Origin of the sequence: Falsiroseomonas oryziterrae (assembly GCF_021864505.1) — a bacterium.
Taxonomy (GTDB): Bacteria; Pseudomonadota; Alphaproteobacteria; order Acetobacterales; family Acetobacteraceae; genus Falsiroseomonas; species Falsiroseomonas oryziterrae.
Genome location: NZ_JAKJIB010000066.1, coordinates 1 through 15,155, shown reverse-complemented (window position 1 = coordinate 15,155; position 15,155 = coordinate 1). Strand labels below are relative to the sequence as shown.

General features: G+C 69.5%; 16 protein-coding genes. 4 read left to right on the top strand and 12 right to left on the bottom strand.

Annotation, left to right across the window (positions count from 1 at the left end):
* The 9 genes from L2I40_RS08140 to L2I40_RS08100 all read right to left on the bottom strand — a co-directional run.
* Positions 1-1,848 (bottom strand): DDE-type integrase/transposase/recombinase (locus L2I40_RS08140; protein WP_237214405.1); only part of this gene is annotated, 1,848 nt, incomplete at its 3' end.
* 30 nt (positions 1,849-1,878) lie between these two features.
* Entirely contained in the window at positions 1,879-2,250 is a 372-nt protein-coding gene (locus L2I40_RS08135) for a HesB/IscA family protein (RefSeq protein ID WP_237214404.1), read from the bottom strand.
* A 59-nt stretch (positions 2,251-2,309) separates the two neighbouring features.
* The gene (locus tag L2I40_RS08130; RefSeq protein WP_237214407.1) at positions 2,310-2,681 is read right to left on the bottom strand and encodes an SUF system Fe-S cluster assembly protein; all 372 of its coding nucleotides are present in this window, start codon (positions 2,679-2,681) and stop codon (positions 2,310-2,312) included.
* 1 nt (position 2,682) lies between these two features.
* The gene (gene sufU / locus L2I40_RS08125; protein WP_456305734.1) at positions 2,683-3,156 is read right to left on the bottom strand and encodes a Fe-S cluster assembly sulfur transfer protein SufU; all 474 of its coding nucleotides are present in this window, start codon (positions 3,154-3,156) and stop codon (positions 2,683-2,685) included.
* A complete protein-coding gene (locus L2I40_RS08120) occupies positions 3,153-4,421 on the bottom strand; it encodes an aminotransferase class V-fold PLP-dependent enzyme (protein ID WP_372491029.1) in 1,269 nt (422 codons plus the stop codon). The genes sufU and L2I40_RS08120 overlap by 4 nt, the downstream gene beginning before the upstream one ends.
* Complete coding sequence (gene sufD, locus L2I40_RS08115) at positions 4,421-5,731, bottom strand: Fe-S cluster assembly protein SufD (protein WP_237214402.1); 1,311 nt, start codon at positions 5,729-5,731, stop codon at positions 4,421-4,423. Before sufD ends, L2I40_RS08120 begins: the two co-directional genes overlap by 1 nt.
* Positions 5,728-6,474 (bottom strand): Fe-S cluster assembly ATPase SufC, encoded by a 747-nt coding sequence (gene sufC, locus L2I40_RS08110; RefSeq protein WP_237214401.1) that lies wholly within the window; start codon positions 6,472-6,474, stop codon positions 5,728-5,730. Before sufC ends, sufD begins: the two co-directional genes overlap by 4 nt.
* Positions 6,475-6,496: 22 nt before the next feature.
* The gene (sufB, locus tag L2I40_RS08105; protein ID WP_237214400.1) at positions 6,497-7,993 is read right to left on the bottom strand and encodes a Fe-S cluster assembly protein SufB; all 1,497 of its coding nucleotides are present in this window, start codon (positions 7,991-7,993) and stop codon (positions 6,497-6,499) included.
* A gap of 7 nt (positions 7,994-8,000) precedes the next feature.
* On the bottom strand, positions 8,001-8,435 hold the full coding sequence (locus L2I40_RS08100; RefSeq protein WP_237214399.1) for an SUF system Fe-S cluster assembly regulator: 435 nt from the start codon (positions 8,433-8,435) through the stop codon (positions 8,001-8,003).
* A 152-nt stretch (positions 8,436-8,587) separates the two neighbouring features.
* Between L2I40_RS08100 and L2I40_RS08095 the strand changes: the two genes are divergently transcribed.
* A complete protein-coding gene (locus L2I40_RS08095) occupies positions 8,588-9,475 on the top strand; it encodes an alpha/beta fold hydrolase (RefSeq protein ID WP_237214398.1) in 888 nt (295 codons plus the stop codon).
* A 45-nt stretch (positions 9,476-9,520) separates the two neighbouring features.
* On the opposite strand, the gene L2I40_RS08090 is transcribed toward L2I40_RS08095, so the two are convergent.
* The 3 genes from L2I40_RS08090 to L2I40_RS08080 are packed head-to-tail and all read right to left on the bottom strand — an operon-like array spanning position 9,521 to position 12,016.
* On the bottom strand, positions 9,521-10,477 hold the full coding sequence (locus tag L2I40_RS08090; RefSeq protein ID WP_237214397.1) for an ABC transporter substrate-binding protein: 957 nt from the start codon (positions 10,475-10,477) through the stop codon (positions 9,521-9,523).
* Between the two features lie 17 nt (positions 10,478-10,494).
* Positions 10,495-11,262 carry an ABC transporter permease gene (locus L2I40_RS08085; RefSeq protein WP_237214396.1) on the bottom strand — a complete coding sequence of 256 codons (768 nt, stop codon included), beginning with the start codon at positions 11,260-11,262 and terminating at the stop codon, positions 10,495-10,497.
* Positions 11,249-12,016: an ABC transporter ATP-binding protein gene (locus L2I40_RS08080; RefSeq protein ID WP_237214395.1), complete on the bottom strand. Its 768-nt coding sequence runs from the start codon at positions 12,014-12,016 to the stop codon at positions 11,249-11,251. The genes L2I40_RS08085 and L2I40_RS08080 overlap by 14 nt, the downstream gene beginning before the upstream one ends.
* 118 nt (positions 12,017-12,134) lie before the next feature.
* On the opposite strand from L2I40_RS08080, the gene L2I40_RS08075 reads away from it, so the two are divergent.
* The 3 genes from L2I40_RS08075 to L2I40_RS08065 all read left to right on the top strand — a co-directional run.
* Complete coding sequence (locus L2I40_RS08075) at positions 12,135-13,046, top strand: SDR family oxidoreductase (protein ID WP_237214394.1); 912 nt, start codon at positions 12,135-12,137, stop codon at positions 13,044-13,046.
* The gene (locus tag L2I40_RS08070; protein ID WP_237214393.1) at positions 13,046-14,197 is read left to right on the top strand and encodes an acyl-CoA dehydrogenase family protein; all 1,152 of its coding nucleotides are present in this window, start codon (positions 13,046-13,048) and stop codon (positions 14,195-14,197) included. Before L2I40_RS08075 ends, L2I40_RS08070 begins: the two co-directional genes overlap by 1 nt.
* On the top strand, positions 14,194-15,155 hold a 962-nt coding region (locus L2I40_RS08065; RefSeq protein ID WP_237214392.1), incomplete at its 3' end, for a CoA-binding protein. The genes L2I40_RS08070 and L2I40_RS08065, both read left to right, overlap by 4 nt.

Here is a 15,155-nt window from a genome sequence, read left to right as displayed (position 1 = left end):
ATCATCCTTGGCGCGGCGCGCCTCCGCCCACGCCGCCTCGGCCTCCGCGATCTCGTTCGCGGGCGGACCCGCGGCCCCGGTCTCGTCCGTCGCCAGCGAGGCCGCGCTCGCCTCGACGTCGAACTCGGGGTCCTCCGCCGCCGGGGCGGCCCGCAGCATCTCCTCGCGGTAGGCGGCGGCCTTGCGGAGGTTGTCGAGGCCGTTCCCGGCCGACTTCTTCTGCATCGCCTCGTCGATCGCCGCGTGCGCCAGAAGGACGCCCTTGTCGCCGCCGAACTTCCCCGGATTCTCGCGCTGCAGCGCGCGGGCTTTCCGGTGCTTGCGCAGCGTCAGCCCCGCGGCCTTGCCGTTCATCGCGCCCTGGATCGTCGCCTCGATCGGACGACCCGTGTCCGGGTCCACGACGGCGACGCGCGACAGGTCGAAGCGATTGATGACGACCTTGACCGGGGTCGGCTTGCCGAGGCGGACCCGCAGGTCGGCGAGGTCGGGGCTGTTGAAGATCAGCCCCTCGAACTCGACGCCGTAGCGCTGCGGCGTCGGCCACGCGACGGGCGTCAGGATGCGCGCGAGCTCGGCCGGGGCGGGCGGCAGCGGGACGCCGCCGTGCTCCGCGACGCTCGCGTTCCAGGCTTCCAGGGGCGAGATGCCCAGGGTCCGGTGCTTCCGCGGCATGTAGATGTCCACGATCCAGCGGACGACGTGGTCACGCAGCTCGTCGAGGGTGACGACGGCCACCTTCTCCGGCGGCGTCTTGTCCCGGCGCAAGTAGAAGTCGTTGAAGACCGTCCCGGGAACGCGATGGAAGACCTGGCGTGCGAGCGTGCCGAGGAAGCGCTCGACGATGCCCTTGTACCAAGCCTTGAGGACCGGGGTGTATTGGACGTCGATGTTCAGCAGGTGGCACGCCTCGCGGAAGGCGCGCGACTTGAACTCCCGGCCCTGGTCCGGGACCAGGACCGCGGGAACGCCGAAGCACGGCCACTTGCCCGCGATCCCGGGGACGGACGCCAGGAGGTCGTCCTTGGGGAGGATGGCGCCCGTCATGGCATCGAAGACGACCTCGGTGCTCGGATGGTCGAAGCCGATGCACACGAACATCACCGCGCGGGTGCCCCGGTCGATGACGCTGGTCACCAGAGGTCGGCCGATCGGCAGGCCGCTGTCCTCGTCCACGACGATGGCGTCCACCCAGCTGTGGTCGATCTCCCAGACCTCGTTGTGCCGCGTGACGACCGGGCCGGAGCCGACCGGGCGCCAGCGCTGGCGTGCCGCGTGCTTGCCCTCGCGACAGAAGTCGCGCGTGAAGGCGTCGATCCGGCGGCACTCGCGGTAGACGGAATCGAGGCTCGGCGCGACGAGGTGATCCTCCGCGGGAAGTCCCTCGTTGTGGTCCTCGAACGCCTTGACGACGAGGGCGTGGACCGCCGTGACGGGCAGGTTCTGCTCGGTCAGCCAGTGCGTCACGACGGTCTTCTTCAGGATCTCGCGCACCTTGGGCGCCAGGGCGTCCCGGCGATAGCCGCGGCGGGAGATCTGCGGCACCAGCATCTCCGGGTCCTCCCCATGCAGCAGCCAGTCGCGGATCCAGCGGAGGACACTCCGCGCCGACGGCGCCACCTCTTTGCGACGGCGCGCCTCCTCAGCGACGAGGTCGGCGATGGCGTGAACCGTCCTGCTCGGCCGCCCGGCGGCGTTCCAGGCGCGCACGTAGGACAGGCGGCGCATCGCCTCCTTCGCCTGCTCGGGATCGACCGTGTCCAGGCTGGCCCGGGGCGGCTGGTCTGCGGCCTCGAGCCTGTCGGCCTCTTCGGAGGACACGAGGCGCATGTGGCCGGACTGCTGCATGTCGAGCAGTTTGCGGTCGGACAGGGAGTATCAAACGTGGAAGGACTCGCCGCAGCCGCAGCGGCCCTTTTCGTTCGGATTGGTGAAGGTGAAGCCGGCCGACATCTGCTTCACCTCGTAGTCCATCACGGTCCCGATCAGGAACAGCGTCGCCTTGCGGTCCACCAGGACCGTCACGCCCTTGTCCGTCACCGTCTCGTCGCCCGGGCCCGCCGCATCGACCCAGGACAGGTCGTAGGACATGCCGGAGCAGCCCTTCGTCTTGACGGCGATGCGCAGCAGCTTGCCCTGCTCGCCCTTCTCGTAGAGGGCGCGCAGGCGCTCGGCCGCCGCGTCGGACAGCTGCATCAGGGGGGGCAGGGCCCGCTTCGGGCGGGGAGGAGCGTCGGTGGTGATGCTCATGATGGGAACCTTAGCGCAGCTCCGCGTGATCGGTGCCAGGGAAAACGGGGGCAGGCGGGTCAGTACATGTTGAGGGCGAGGCGGGCGTCCTCGCTCATCCGGCTCTGGTCCCAGGGCGGGTCCCAGACGACCTCGACGAGCACGTCGGTGACGCCGGGGACGGCGCGCACCGCTTCCTCGACCTGGGCCGGCAGCTCCTGCGCCGAGGGGCAGGAGGGGGTGGTGAGGGTCATCTCGACCTTCACCTTGCCGTCATCCTCGATCTCGATCGCGTAGACCAGGCCGAGCTCGTAGATGTCGACCGGGATCTCCGGGTCGAAGACCGTCTTGATGACGGAGATGACGGCGTCCTCGCTCACGCGGACGGGCGGCTCGGTCGCGCCGTCGGGCGTCCAGGCGCCGTGCACCGGCTGGTCCGGCGCGCTCGGCATGTCATTCACTGCTCGCCTCCTTCGCGCCGTCGAGCGCGGCATTCAGCGTGTGCCAGGCCAGCGTCGCGCACTTCACCCGGCTCGGGAATTCGTGCACGCCGGAGAGGGGCGTCAGGCGTTCCATCTCGTCCGCGAGATCCGCGCCGCATTCCGGGCAGGTGCCCGTCATGGCGAGCTCGCGGAAGGCCTCGCCCATCTGCCGGGCCTGGGCGGGAGTCTTGCCCTTCACCGTCTCGGTCATCAGCGACGCGCTGGCCATGGAGATGGCGCAGCCGCGGCCCTGGAAGGCGGCGTCCTCGATCGCGCCGTCGGGCGCGGTCTTCAGGAACAGCTCCATCCGGTCGCCGCACATGGGGTTGTCGCCGCGCGCGGTCAGCGTGGCGTCGTCCAGCCGGCGGAAGTTCCGAGGCTTTCGGCCGTGGTCGAGGATCACGTCCTGGTAGAGATCGCGTAGATCCCCGAACAGGTCGGTCATCGAAAGAACTCCCGCGCCTGCGTCAGCGCATCGGCCAGCAGGTCCACCTCCTCGGGCGTCGTGTAGAGGCCGAAGGAGGCGCGGCAGGTGCTCTCGACGCCAAAGCGCGCATGCAGTGGCTCGGCGCAATGCCGGCCCGAACGCACGGCGATGCCGGCGCGGTCGAGCAGCGTCGCGATGTCATGCGCATGCGCGGTGTCGAGCGCGAAGGCGAAGACGCCGCCGCGGTCCTGCGCGCGGCCGAGCAGCGTCAGCCCTTCGATATGCGGCAGCTTCGCCATGGCGCGGTCCACCAGCGCACGCTCATGCGCCTCCACCGCCTCCCAGCCGATCGCCGTCACGTAGTCGATCGCGGCATGCAGGCCGATGGCCTCCACGATGGGCGGCGTGCCGGCCTCGAACTTCGCCGGGATGGGCGCCCAGACGGAACGCTCCAGGCTGACCTCGGAGATCATGTCGCCGCCGCCGAGGAAGGGCGGCATGGCGTTCAGCAGATCGGCCTTGGCGTAGAGCACGCCGATGCCCGTGGGCCCGTAGAGCTTGTGGCCGGTGAAGCAGTAGAAATCCGCGTCGATGGCCTGCACGTCCACGCGCCGGTGCACAGCGGCCTGGCTGCCGTCGAACAGCACCTTGGCACCCGCCTCGTGTGCCATCCGCGCGATGCGCTCGGCCGGCGTGACGGTGCCGAGCACGTTGGACATCTGGGTCACCGCGACGAGGCCGACCTTGCCGTCGGCGAGCTTCGCGGCGAGGTCGTCCATGTCGAGCTCGCCGGCGTCCGTCACGCGCGCCACGCGCAGCTCGATGCCATGCGCGTCGCGCAGCATCTGCCAGGGCACCAGGTTCGCATGGTGCTCCATCTCGGAGATCACCACGGCCTGGCCCGGCTTCAGCACGCCGCGGCCATAGCTGTGGGCGACGAGGTTGATCGCCTCGGTGCTGGACTTGGTGAAGACGATCTCGCGCTCGTCGGCGGCGTTGAGGAAGCGCGCGACCGCGCCGCGCGCGGCCTCGTAGGCCTCGGTCGCCTGCTCGCTCATGCGGTAGGCGCCGCGATGGACGTTGGCGTAGGCCGTCTCCATCATCCGCACCATCGCGCCGATCACCTGGCGCGGCTTCTGCGCCGAGGCTCCGCTGTCGAGGAAGGTGAAGGGCTTGCCCCGCACCGTCTCGGACAGGATCGGGAAGTCGGCGCGGATGCGCCGGACGTCGAACGCCCGGTTCGTCGTGCTGCCCGGCGCGCGGGAGACGGCCTGCCCGTCCATCATGCCTCCTCGAGGCCGCCCGCCACGCCCTGGCGGCCCCACCAGCCGGCGACGCCGCGGGTCAGCGCGGTGCGGATGGTCTCGTCGGCCACGGCCTCCACGGCCTCGGTCAGGAAGGCCTCGACCAGGATGGCCTTGGCCTGCGCCTCGGGGATGCCGCGCGCGCGGAGGAAGAACAGGTGGTCCGCATCCAGCTCGCCCACCGTCGCGCCGTGGCTGCACTTCACGTCGTCGGCGTAGATCTCGAGCTGCGGCTTGCTGTCGATCTCGGCCTCCGGGCTCAGCAGCAGCGCCTGGTTCATCTGGTAGCCGTCGGTCTTCTGGGCGACCTGATGGACGTGGATCTTGCCCTGGAAGACGCCGCGCGAGCGGCCGGCCAGCACCGTCTTGTAGGTCTGGCGGCTCGCGCAATCCGGCGCGGCGTGATCGAGCGACGTGGTGGTGTCCGCATGCTGCCCGTCGCCGACCAGCTGCACGCCGTTCATGTGCGCTTCGGCCTTCAGGCCGGTGAGCGCGACATGGATCTCGTTGCGCGCCAGCCGCGCGCCGGCGTTGAGCGTGAAGTTGTCGTAGGCCGCGCCGGCGCCGACGCGGGCATAGACGGTCGAGAGGAACACGCCTTCGTGCCCTTCCAGCTGCAGCCGCCCGTGGTTGAGCCGTGCGCCCTCGGCCACCTCGATCTCGAAGACCGGGTTGTGCAGGTAGCGTGCGCCGGACGGGCCGGTGGCGCTCTCCACGATGGTGAGGCTCGCGCCCGCGCCGAGTCGGACGAGATGGCGCGGATGATAGGCCGGCGCGCGCTCGCTCTCGGTCGCGATGGAGAGCAGTTCGAGCACGCCGCCCGCGACGCCGGCGGGCACGTGCACCACCAGCCCATCCTCGAACAGCATGCCGTTCAGCGCGGCCATCGGCTCGCTCGCAGGGCGTGCCAGCGATCCCAGCCAGCCTTCGAGGCGCGGCAGGGCGTCGGCCAGGCTCTCGGCCGTGAAGCCGAGGCCGGCGAGCGTCGACAGGTCGGGGCGGAAGCGGCCGTCCACGAAGACGGCGCGCGGATGCATCGCCGCCGGGATCTCCAGCCTGTCCTCCACGCTCGTCAGCGGCTCGCCGAACACCGCACCGGCCACGCCGGCGAGGTCGGTGTACTTCCAGGCCTCGACGCGGCGCGTCGGGAAGCCCGACTGCCGGAAGGCCTCTGCCGCGCGCTCGCGCAGCGCCTCCACCCAAGCGACGCGCGCGCCGGGCAGGCGCGTGCGCAGGCCTTCGTAGCGGCCGAGGAAGGCCGCGGAACCCGTGGCTGCCACCGCCGTCATGCCGCGGCCTGGACGCCGGCGTAACCCGCCGCCTCCAGCTCCTGCGCGAGTTCCGGCCCGCCGCTCTTCACGATGCGACCGGCCGAGAGGACATGCACGCGGTCGGGCACGATGTGGTTCAGCAGGCGCTGGTAGTGGGTGATGACGAGCGCCGAGAAGGCCGGGCCGCGCAGGCTGTTCACCGTGTCCGCCACCATCTTCAGCGCGTCGATGTCGAGGCCGGAATCGGTCTCGTCCAGCACCGCGAAGCCCGGCGCCAGCAGCGCCAGCTGCAGCATCTCGTTCCGCTTCTTCTCGCCGCCGGAGAAGCCGACATTCACCGGGCGCTTCAGCATGTCCTCCGGCATGTTCAGCACCTTCATGCGGGCGCGGGCGAGCTTCAGGAACTGCATCGCGTCGATCTCCGCCTCGCCGCGCGCGCGGCGGATGGCGTTCAGCGCGGTGCGCAGGAAATTGGCGTTGCCCACGCCCGGCAGCTCGACCGGCGCCTGGAAGGCGAGGAACATCCCCGCCACCGCGCGCTCCTCCGGCTCCATCGCCAGCAGGTCCTGGCCGTTGAAGCTGACCGAGCCCTCGGTCACCTCGTAGCCCTCGCGGCCGGCGAGGACGTAGCTCAGCGTGGACTTGCCCGAGCCGTTCGGGCCCATGATGGCGTGCACCTCGCCAGCCGGGATCTCGAGGCTCAGCCCGTTCAGGATCTGCTTGCCTTCGACGGTGGCGTGCAGGTTCTCGATCTTCAGCATCGTCTTTTCCGTATGTCCGGGCTCAGCCGACCGAGCCTTCAAGGCTGATCTGCAGCAGCTTCTGCGCTTCCACCGCGAACTCCATCGGGAGCTCCTTCAGCACCTCGCGGGCGAAGCCGTTGACGATCATGCCCACGGCCTCCTCCTCGTTCAGGCCGCGCTGGCGGCAGTAGAAGAGCTGGTCCTCCGCGATGCGGCTGGTGGTCGCCTCGTGCTCCACCTTCGCCGTCATGCAGCGGTTCTCGATGTAGGGCACGGTGTGCGCGCCACACTGGTCGCCGATCAGCAGGCTGTCGCACTGCGTGAAGTTGCGTGCGCCATGCGCCTTCGGGCTGATCTTCACCAGGCCCCGGTAGGTGTTCTGGCCCTTGCCGGCGCTGATGCCCTTCGAGACGATGGTCGAGCGCGTGTTGCGCCCGATGTGGAACATCTTGGTGCCGGTGTCGGCCTGCTGGCGGTTGTTGGTGATGGCGACCGAGTAGAACTCGCCCACGCTGTCGTCGCCCTGCAGGATGCAGGACGGGTACTTCCAGGTGATGGCGCTGCCCGTCTCGACCTGCGTCCAGCTGATCTTCGACCGCGCGCCGCGGCAGGCGCCGCGCTTGGTGACGAAGTTGTAGATGCCGCCGCGGCCCTCGCTGTCGCCCGGGTACCAGTTCTGCACCGTGGAGTACTTGATGGTCGCGTCATCCAGCGCGACCAGCTCGACCACCGCCGCATGCAGCTGGTTCTCGTCGCGCATCGGCGCCGTGCAGCCTTCGAGGTAGCTGACGTAGCTCTTCTCGTCGGCGATGATCAGCGTGCGCTCGAACTGGCCGGTGCTCTTCGCATTGATGCGGAAATAGGTGGACAGCTCCATCGGGCAGCGCACGCCCTTCGGGATGTAGACGAAGCTGCCATCCGTGAAGACCGCGCTGTTCAGCGCCGCGTAGAAATTGTCGCCTTGCGGGACGACCGAGCCGAGATACTGCCGCACCAGCTCGGGGTGCTCCTGCACCGCCTCGCTGATCGAGCAGAAGATGATGCCTTCCTTCGCCAGCCGCTCCTTGTAGGAGGTGGCGACGGAGACGCTGTCGAACACCGCATCCACCGCGACCGGCATGCGGCCTTCGGCCGGCGTCTCGCCCGCGCCTTCGACGCCGGCCAGGATCGCCTGCTCCTTCAGCGGGATGCCGAGCTTGGCGTAGGTCTTCAGCAGTTCCGGATCGACCTCGTCCAGCGACTTCGGCTTCGCCTTCTGCACCGGCGCCGCGTAGTAGTGGCTGTCTTGGTAGTCGATCGGCGGGAAGCTCACCGCGGCCCAGCGCGGCTCCTCCATCTTCTGCCAAATGGCGAAGGCCTTCAGCCGCCATTCCAGCAGCCAAGCCGGCTCGTTCTTCTTGCGGCTGATGAAGCGGACGATGTCCTCGTTCAGCCCCTTGGGGGCGAATTCCATCTCGATGTCCGTCTCGAACCCCCACTTGTAGCCGGAGTCGGTGACGGACTGGACGGTCTCGAGCGTCTCGGTGACGGCTGGCATTGCGGTCCTATTCGGCGACGAGAGCGGGAAGGAGGGCCGGCTTCGGCGTGGCGATCCGTGCGACGGTGATGCCGGACAGCGCGTCGCGGATCGCGGCGTTCACCGGGTCCCAGCGGCCGCGCACGGGGCAGACATGCTCGGCCTCGCAAAGGCCCATGCCGCCATCCACGCAGGCGGTCAGCGCGATCGGGCCGTCGATTGCCACGATCACCTCCGACAGCGGCAGCTCGGCGAGCGGCCGGAGCAGCCTGTAACCGCCGCGGGCGCCCCGCTGCCCCTCGACCAGCCCGGCCTGGGACAGCATCTTGAGCACCTTGGCGACCGTCGGCTCGCCGAGGCCGGTGGCGGCGGCGAGGCCAGGCGCGGTCTGCACGCCCCCCTCCGCCTCCAGGCGGCTGAGGACGACGACGGCGTAGTCGGTGAGTTTCGAGACCCGCAACACGCGGAGCCCCTCCGATCCTGGGAAACCGGACTTTTCCGGTACGGATTGGCAGATGCGCCCGGCGCCCTCCCAAGTCAAGCGGCAGGGAGCTGTCTTGCCCCCATGTCATGCCCGTCCCATCGTGCGCGCCTCTGCAAGTCCGAGGGTTGAGCATGCCGACGGTCCGCACCGATGACGGAGTGAACCTGCACTACGAGGAGGCGGGCTCCGGCACGCCGATGGTCTTCGTGCACGAATATGCCGGCGACCATCGCAGCTGGGAGATGCAGCTGCGGTTCTTCTCGCGCCGCTACCGCTGCATCGCCTTCGCCGCGCGGGGCTACCCGCCCTCCGAAGTGCCGACCGATCCGGAAAAGTACAGCCAGGACCGCGCCACCGACGACATCGCGGCGGTGATCAAGGGGCTGAACCTCGGGAAGGCGCATGTGGTGGGGCTGTCGATGGGGGGCTTCGCCACCCTGCATCTCGGCCTGCGGCACGCCGGGCTCGCCCGCAGCCTGGTGGCGGCCGGCGTCGGCTATGGCGCCGCCCCCGGCAAGGCCGCGCAGTTCCACGCCGAGACCGATGCCGCCATCGCCCGTATCCGGTCCGAGACGATGGCGGTCTTCGGCAAGACCTATGGCCGCGGCCCGACGCGCCTCGTCTTCGAGGAGAAGGACCCGCGCGGCTATGCCGAATTCGTGCAGCAGCTCTGCGAGCACAGCACGGAAGGCTCCGCGCTGACCATGAACGGCGTGCAGCGCCGTCGGCCGAGCCTGTTCGACCTGAAGGACGGCTTCTCGAAGATGACGGTGCCGACGCTGATCATCGCCGGCGACGAGGACGACCCGACGCTGGAGGCGTCCGTCTACCTCAAGCGCACCATCATGAGCTCGGCGCTGCTGGTGATGCCGAAATGCGGGCACACCATGAACCTCGAGGATCCGGACGCCTTCAACCGCGCGGTGCTCGACTTCGTGACGCAGGTGGATGGCGGCAGCTGGCGCAACCGCATCCCGGCGAGCCTGTCGGGCGGGATCATCGCGGCGAAGGAGAACTAGCGCCCGGTGCGCGGGGAGGGGCGGTGCGCCCTCCCCGCGCCCGCGTCAGATGCGCACGCGATCCGGCGCGACCTGCTGCAGCGGGCCGGTCCAGATCACCTGCTGCGGCGTGACGTCGCGCGACAGGCGGTTCATGCCGCGCAGCTGGTCGATGGCAAGCTGGATGTTCGCGACGCTGTCGGACGTCAGGTTCATCCGGTAGGCGACCTTGCCCATCAGCTCCTGCACGAACGCACGATCCTGGCGGAGGAAGCGCGCCACCTGCGCGGCCGCTTCGGCCTGGTTGCTGTCGCAGAATTCCTGCGCCTGGATCAGCGACCGCATCAGGCGCTGCGTCGCCTCCTGGTTCTGCTCCGCCCAGCCGCGGTTCATGTAGACGAAGTTGCGCACGATCTGGATCTGCTCGTTGGACAGCAGGATGCGCGTGCCCTGGATGGCTCGCTGCGCGCGGGTCGGCCAGGGCTCCCACACCGCGAAGGCATCGATGTTGCCGCGTTCGAGGGCGGCGACCATCTCCGGCGCCTCGACGTTCACGATGGTGTAGTCGGCCGGGTTGAGGTTGAGGCGCGAGACGACCGACAGCCAGAAGGTCTCGCTGCCCGTGCCGCGCGCCACGCCGACGCGCTTCCCCTTGAGGTCGTCCATGCTGGCGACGTTGCGCCCGACCACGCTGATCCAGCGCAGCAGCGCCGTGCCCTCGGCCACCGCGACGACATTGGGGTCCACGAGATGGGCGGAGACGCCGGCCTGCTCGGCGCCATAGGCCGAGTTGATCTGGTTGCCGACGAGGAAGGCGATCATGGCGGAGCCGGACGGCCCGGTGTTCACCGTGACGTCGAGGCCGTTGCGCTGGAAGAAGCCGCCCTCGCGCGCGACGTAGTAGGGCGCGAAGGATGGATCGACGCCGGTCGCGATGGTAATTCGGATCGGCGCGCCCTGCGCGAAGGCCGGCAGCGGGAGCGCGGCCGCACCTGCGGCGGCGAGGAGGTGGCGACGCAGCATGGTGGTCTCCTTCCTGGTCACATGGTCGGGTTGAAGCGCCCCGCGAAGGCGCGGATCAACAGGCGGAAGATCCGGTCTGTGAGGAAGCCGAGCAGGCCTAGCGAGATCAGCGCAACGAAAATGTCCTCGACCTGCATGAAGAGCCGCGCATCCCACAGCATCTTGCCGAGCCCGTCATTGGACGCGACCAGCTCTGCCGCCACGATGGTGACGAAGGCGTTGGCCATCGCGACGCGCATGCCGGTCAGGATGTAGGGCACGGTCGCGGGCAGCGCGACGAGGGCGAAGATCTGCATGCGCGAGGCGCCGAGGCATTGCGCCGCACGGATCTTGTCGCGCCCGACCGCGCCGACGCCCGCCGCCGTCGAGATGATCACCACGAAGATGGTCGTGTAGGCGATCAGGAAGACCTTGCTTTCCTCGCCGATGCCGAACCAGATCACCGCCACCGTGATCATCGCCACCGCGGGGATGAAGCGGAAGAACTCCGTCCAGGGCTCCAGCAGCAGGCGCACCGGGCGGAAGCTGCCGATTGCGAGGCCGATGGGCACGCCGATCGCGCTGCCGAGCAGGAAGCCCTGCAGGATGCGCCGCATCGAGGCGACGATCTGCTCCTGCAGGATGCGGTCCTCGATCAGCACGAAGGCGCGTTCGAAGACGGGCCAGGGCGAGGGGAACAGGACCGAGCGCACCAGGAAGACCGAGGCCAGGTGCCAGATCAGGAACAGCAGCGCGAAGCCGGCAAGATAGCCGGCGACGGTGGCGGCGCGGCTAGTGGCCACCATGAATCTCCTCGTGGATCAAGGCGTGCACCTCGCGGAAGGCCCGCATGAAACCGTCGGAGGTGCGGTCGCGCGGAAAGGGCAGGTCCACCGGCACCACGGCCTTCAGCGTGCCGCCCGGCCCGCGCTTCATCACGCCGACGCGCGTGGCCAGCGCCACCGCCTCCTCGATGTCGTGGGTGATGAACAGCACGGTCTTCCGAGTCTCCGCCCAAATACGCGACAGTTCTCCCTGGAGCACCGCGCGCGTCATTGCATCCAGCGCACCGAAGGGCTCGTCCATCAGCAGGATGCGCGGATCGTTGGCCAGCGCGCGGGCGATCTGGATGCGCTGCTTCATCCCGCCGGAGAGCTCCGAAGGGTGCTTCGCGCCTTGGCCGGTGAGGCCGACCATATGCAGGAAACGCTCCGCCGTGGCGCGCCGCTCGGCCTTTGGCGTGCCGCGGAGCCGCAGCCCGAAGCCGATGTTGTCGAGCGCGGTCAGCCAATCGTAGAGGCTGTCATGTCCCTGGAACACCACGCCGCGATCGGCACCCGGGGTCGTGACCGGCTTGCCATCGAGCAGGATTCGGCCGCTGGTCGGCGCCTCGAAGCCCGCCAACATGTTCAGCACCGTCGTCTTGCCGCAGCCCGATGTGCCGAGCAGGCAGAAGAACTCGCCCTCCTCGAGGGTGAGGCTGAAGTCCCGCACCGCCTCCCACGTGCCGGTGCGGCCGCGGAAGACCTTGCCGACCCCTTCGAGGGCGACGAACGCCATGCCGGTCTCCCGCAACCCTTGTCCGGACATCTTACGACGCGCGGTCTCGGCGGCAACCCGGCTTCACCCGCTCTCCTGCGCGGACTAGAACCGCGCGAGGTCGAGGGAGGCGAAAGGCATGATGCTCGCGGGCAAGGTGGCGGTCGTCACCGGCGCGGGTGGCGGCATCGGGCGCGAGATCGCGCTGGCGATGGCGCTGGCCGGCGCGAAGGTGGTGGTGAACGACATCGGCGCGAGCCTGACCGGCCAGGGCCCGACCAGCGCGACGCCCGGCGAGCAGACGGTGGCCATCATCGCCCAGCGCGGCGGCGAGGCCGTGCTGAACACCGACAGCGTCGCCGACTGGACCAGCGCGCAGCGCATCGTCCAGGCGGCGATGGACGCCTTCGGCCGCATCGACATCGTGGTCAACAACGCCGGCATTCTCCGAGACCAAATCTTCCACAAGATGTCGGTCGAGGACTGGAAGGCCGTCATCGACGTGCACCTCAACGGGACCTTCTACGTCTCCCGCGCCGCCGCCGAGCATTTCCGCAAGGCAGGCTCGGGCGCCTTCGTCCACATGACCTCCACCTCAGGCCTGATCGGCAATTTCGGCCAGGCGAACTACGCCGCCGCCAAGCTCGGCATCGCCGCGCTGTCGAAATCCATCGCGCTCGACATGCAGCGCTTCGGGGTGCGGTCGAACTGCATCGCGCCCTTCGCCTGGTCGCGCATGACGAGCTCCATCCCCGCCGAGACCGAGGCCGAGAAGGCGCGCGTCGCGCGGCTGCAGCAGATGACGCCGGACAAGAACGCGCCGCTGGCCGTCTTCCTGGCCTCCGACGCCGCGAAGGGCGTCACTGGGCAGATCTTCGCCGCCCGCCACAACGAGATCTTCGTCTTCTCCCAGCCTCGCCCGATACGCAGCACGCATCGCGGCGAGGGCTGGACGCCGGAGGCGATCGCGGAAGTTGCGATGCCCGCGCTGCGCAGCGCCTTCGTGCCGCTGGAGCGCAGCGGCGACGTCTTCTCCTGGGATCCGGTCTGATGGATTTCCTTCTGTCGGAAGAACAGCTGGCCTTCCAGGAGAGCGTCCGCCGCTTCGCCGAGACGCATCTCGCCAAGGGCGCCCTGGAGCGCGCGCATGACGAGCGCTTCCCCTGGGATGTCGCCAAGCTGATGGCGGAGAACGGCCTCTTCGGCATCATGCTGCCCGAGGCCGATGGCGGGCAGGGCGGAACGCTGTTCGACGCCGTGCTGGCGATGGAGCAGATCGCGCTCGTCTGCCCGCGCAGCGCCGACGTGCTGCAGGCCGGCAATTTCGGCGCCTTCCGCACCTTCGCCGAATACGCCACGCCCGCGCAGAAGGAGCGCTTCTTCGGCCCGCTGCTGCGCGGCGAGACCATCGCGGCCGTCGCGATGACGGAGCCGGATGCGGGCAGCGCGCTCACCGACCTCAAGACCACCGCGACGAAAGACGGCAACGGGTATCGCCTGAACGGCGGCAAGGTCTTCACCTCCAACACCGAGGATGCCGGCGTCTTCGTCGTCTATTGCCGCTTCGGACCCGGCGTGAACGGCATCGGCAGCGTCATCGTCGAGCGCGGGATGGAGGGGTTCCGGCTCGGCCAGCCGTCGCACTACATGAACGGCGAGACCTGGTGCGCGCTCTATTTCGACGACGTGTTCATCCCACCGGAGAACGTACTGCTCGGCGAGGGCGGCTTCCGCAAGCAGATCGCCGGCTTCAACGTGGAGCGCGTCGGCAACACCACGCGCGCGCTCGCGCTCGGCGAATACTGCTTCCGGCAGGCGAAGGCGCATGCCGAGACGCGCACGCAATTCGGCAAGAAGCTGATGGAGTTCCAGGGGCTGCAGTGGAAGTTTGCCGAGATGCGCGTCGCGCTCGATGCCGCGCAGCTCCTGCTCTACCGCGCCGCGGTGGGGGCGAAGGATGGGCTGCCGGACGCGCAGCAGGTCGCGATCGCGAAATACGCCTGCAACCAGGCTGGCTGGATGGCGGCCAATGAGTCGATGCAGGTCATGGGCGGCACCGGCTACAGCCAGGACCTGCTGATCGAGTACTGCGTGCGAAAGACGCGCGGCTGGATGATCGCCGGCGGCAGCCTCGAGATGATGAAGAACCGCATCGCGGAGGGCGTGTTCGGGCGGTCCTTCCCCCAGCGCAACCCGAAGTGAGTCTCGCCGACGCGCTGCTGAATCCCCGCCGTGTCGCGCTGATCGGCGCCTCGGCCGACGCGGCGCGGCTCACGGCGCGCCCGCAACGCTACCTGCGCCGGCACGGTTTCACCGGCGAGCTCTTCCCGGTCAATCCGCGCGGCGGCGAAATCCTGGGCGAGCGTGCCTATGCGTCGCTCGACGACATCCCCGGCCCGATCGACTTCGCCTACATCATGCTCGGCACCGAGCAGGTTGAGGCGCAGGTCGCCGCCTGCGCGGCGCGCAGCATTCCCGTCGCCTGCGTGCTCGCCGACGGCTTTGCCGAGGCGGGGCCGGAGGGCGCGGCGCGGCAGGCACGCGTGCTCGACGCCGCCAGGACCGGCGGCATCCGCCTGCTCGGGCCCAATTCCATGGGCGTCATCAACACCGGCGCCCGCACCGCACTGACCACCAACGCCGCCTTCGAGGCGGAGGATCTGCCGACCGGCCGCGTCGCTCTCGTCTCCCAATCCGGCTCCATGATGGGCGCGTTGCTGTCGCGCGGCGCGGCTCGCGGCCTCGGCTTCTCGCATCTCGTCGGCACCGGCAACGAGGCGGATCTGACGGCCGGCGAGATCGTCTCGCTCCTGCTCGACCAGCCCGAGGTCCAGGTGGTGTGCCTCTTCCTCGAGGCGATCCGCGACGCCGCTGCGCTCGCCGCGGCCGCACGCAAGGCGCATGCGCTCGGCAAGCCGATCGTCGCGCTGAAGCTCGGCCGCAGCCCCTTCGGCGCAGAGCTCGCGGCGAGCCACACCGGCGCGCTGGCCGGCACCGACGCCGCAGCCGACGCCTTCTTCCAGGCGCATGGCATCCTGCGCGTCACGATGCTGGAGGCGCTGCTGGAACTGCCGCCGCTCGTCGCCGGGCGCCGCCCGCCGGCGCGCGCGCATCGCGCGGTCGGCGTGATGACGACGACGGGGGGCGGCGGCGCGCTGGC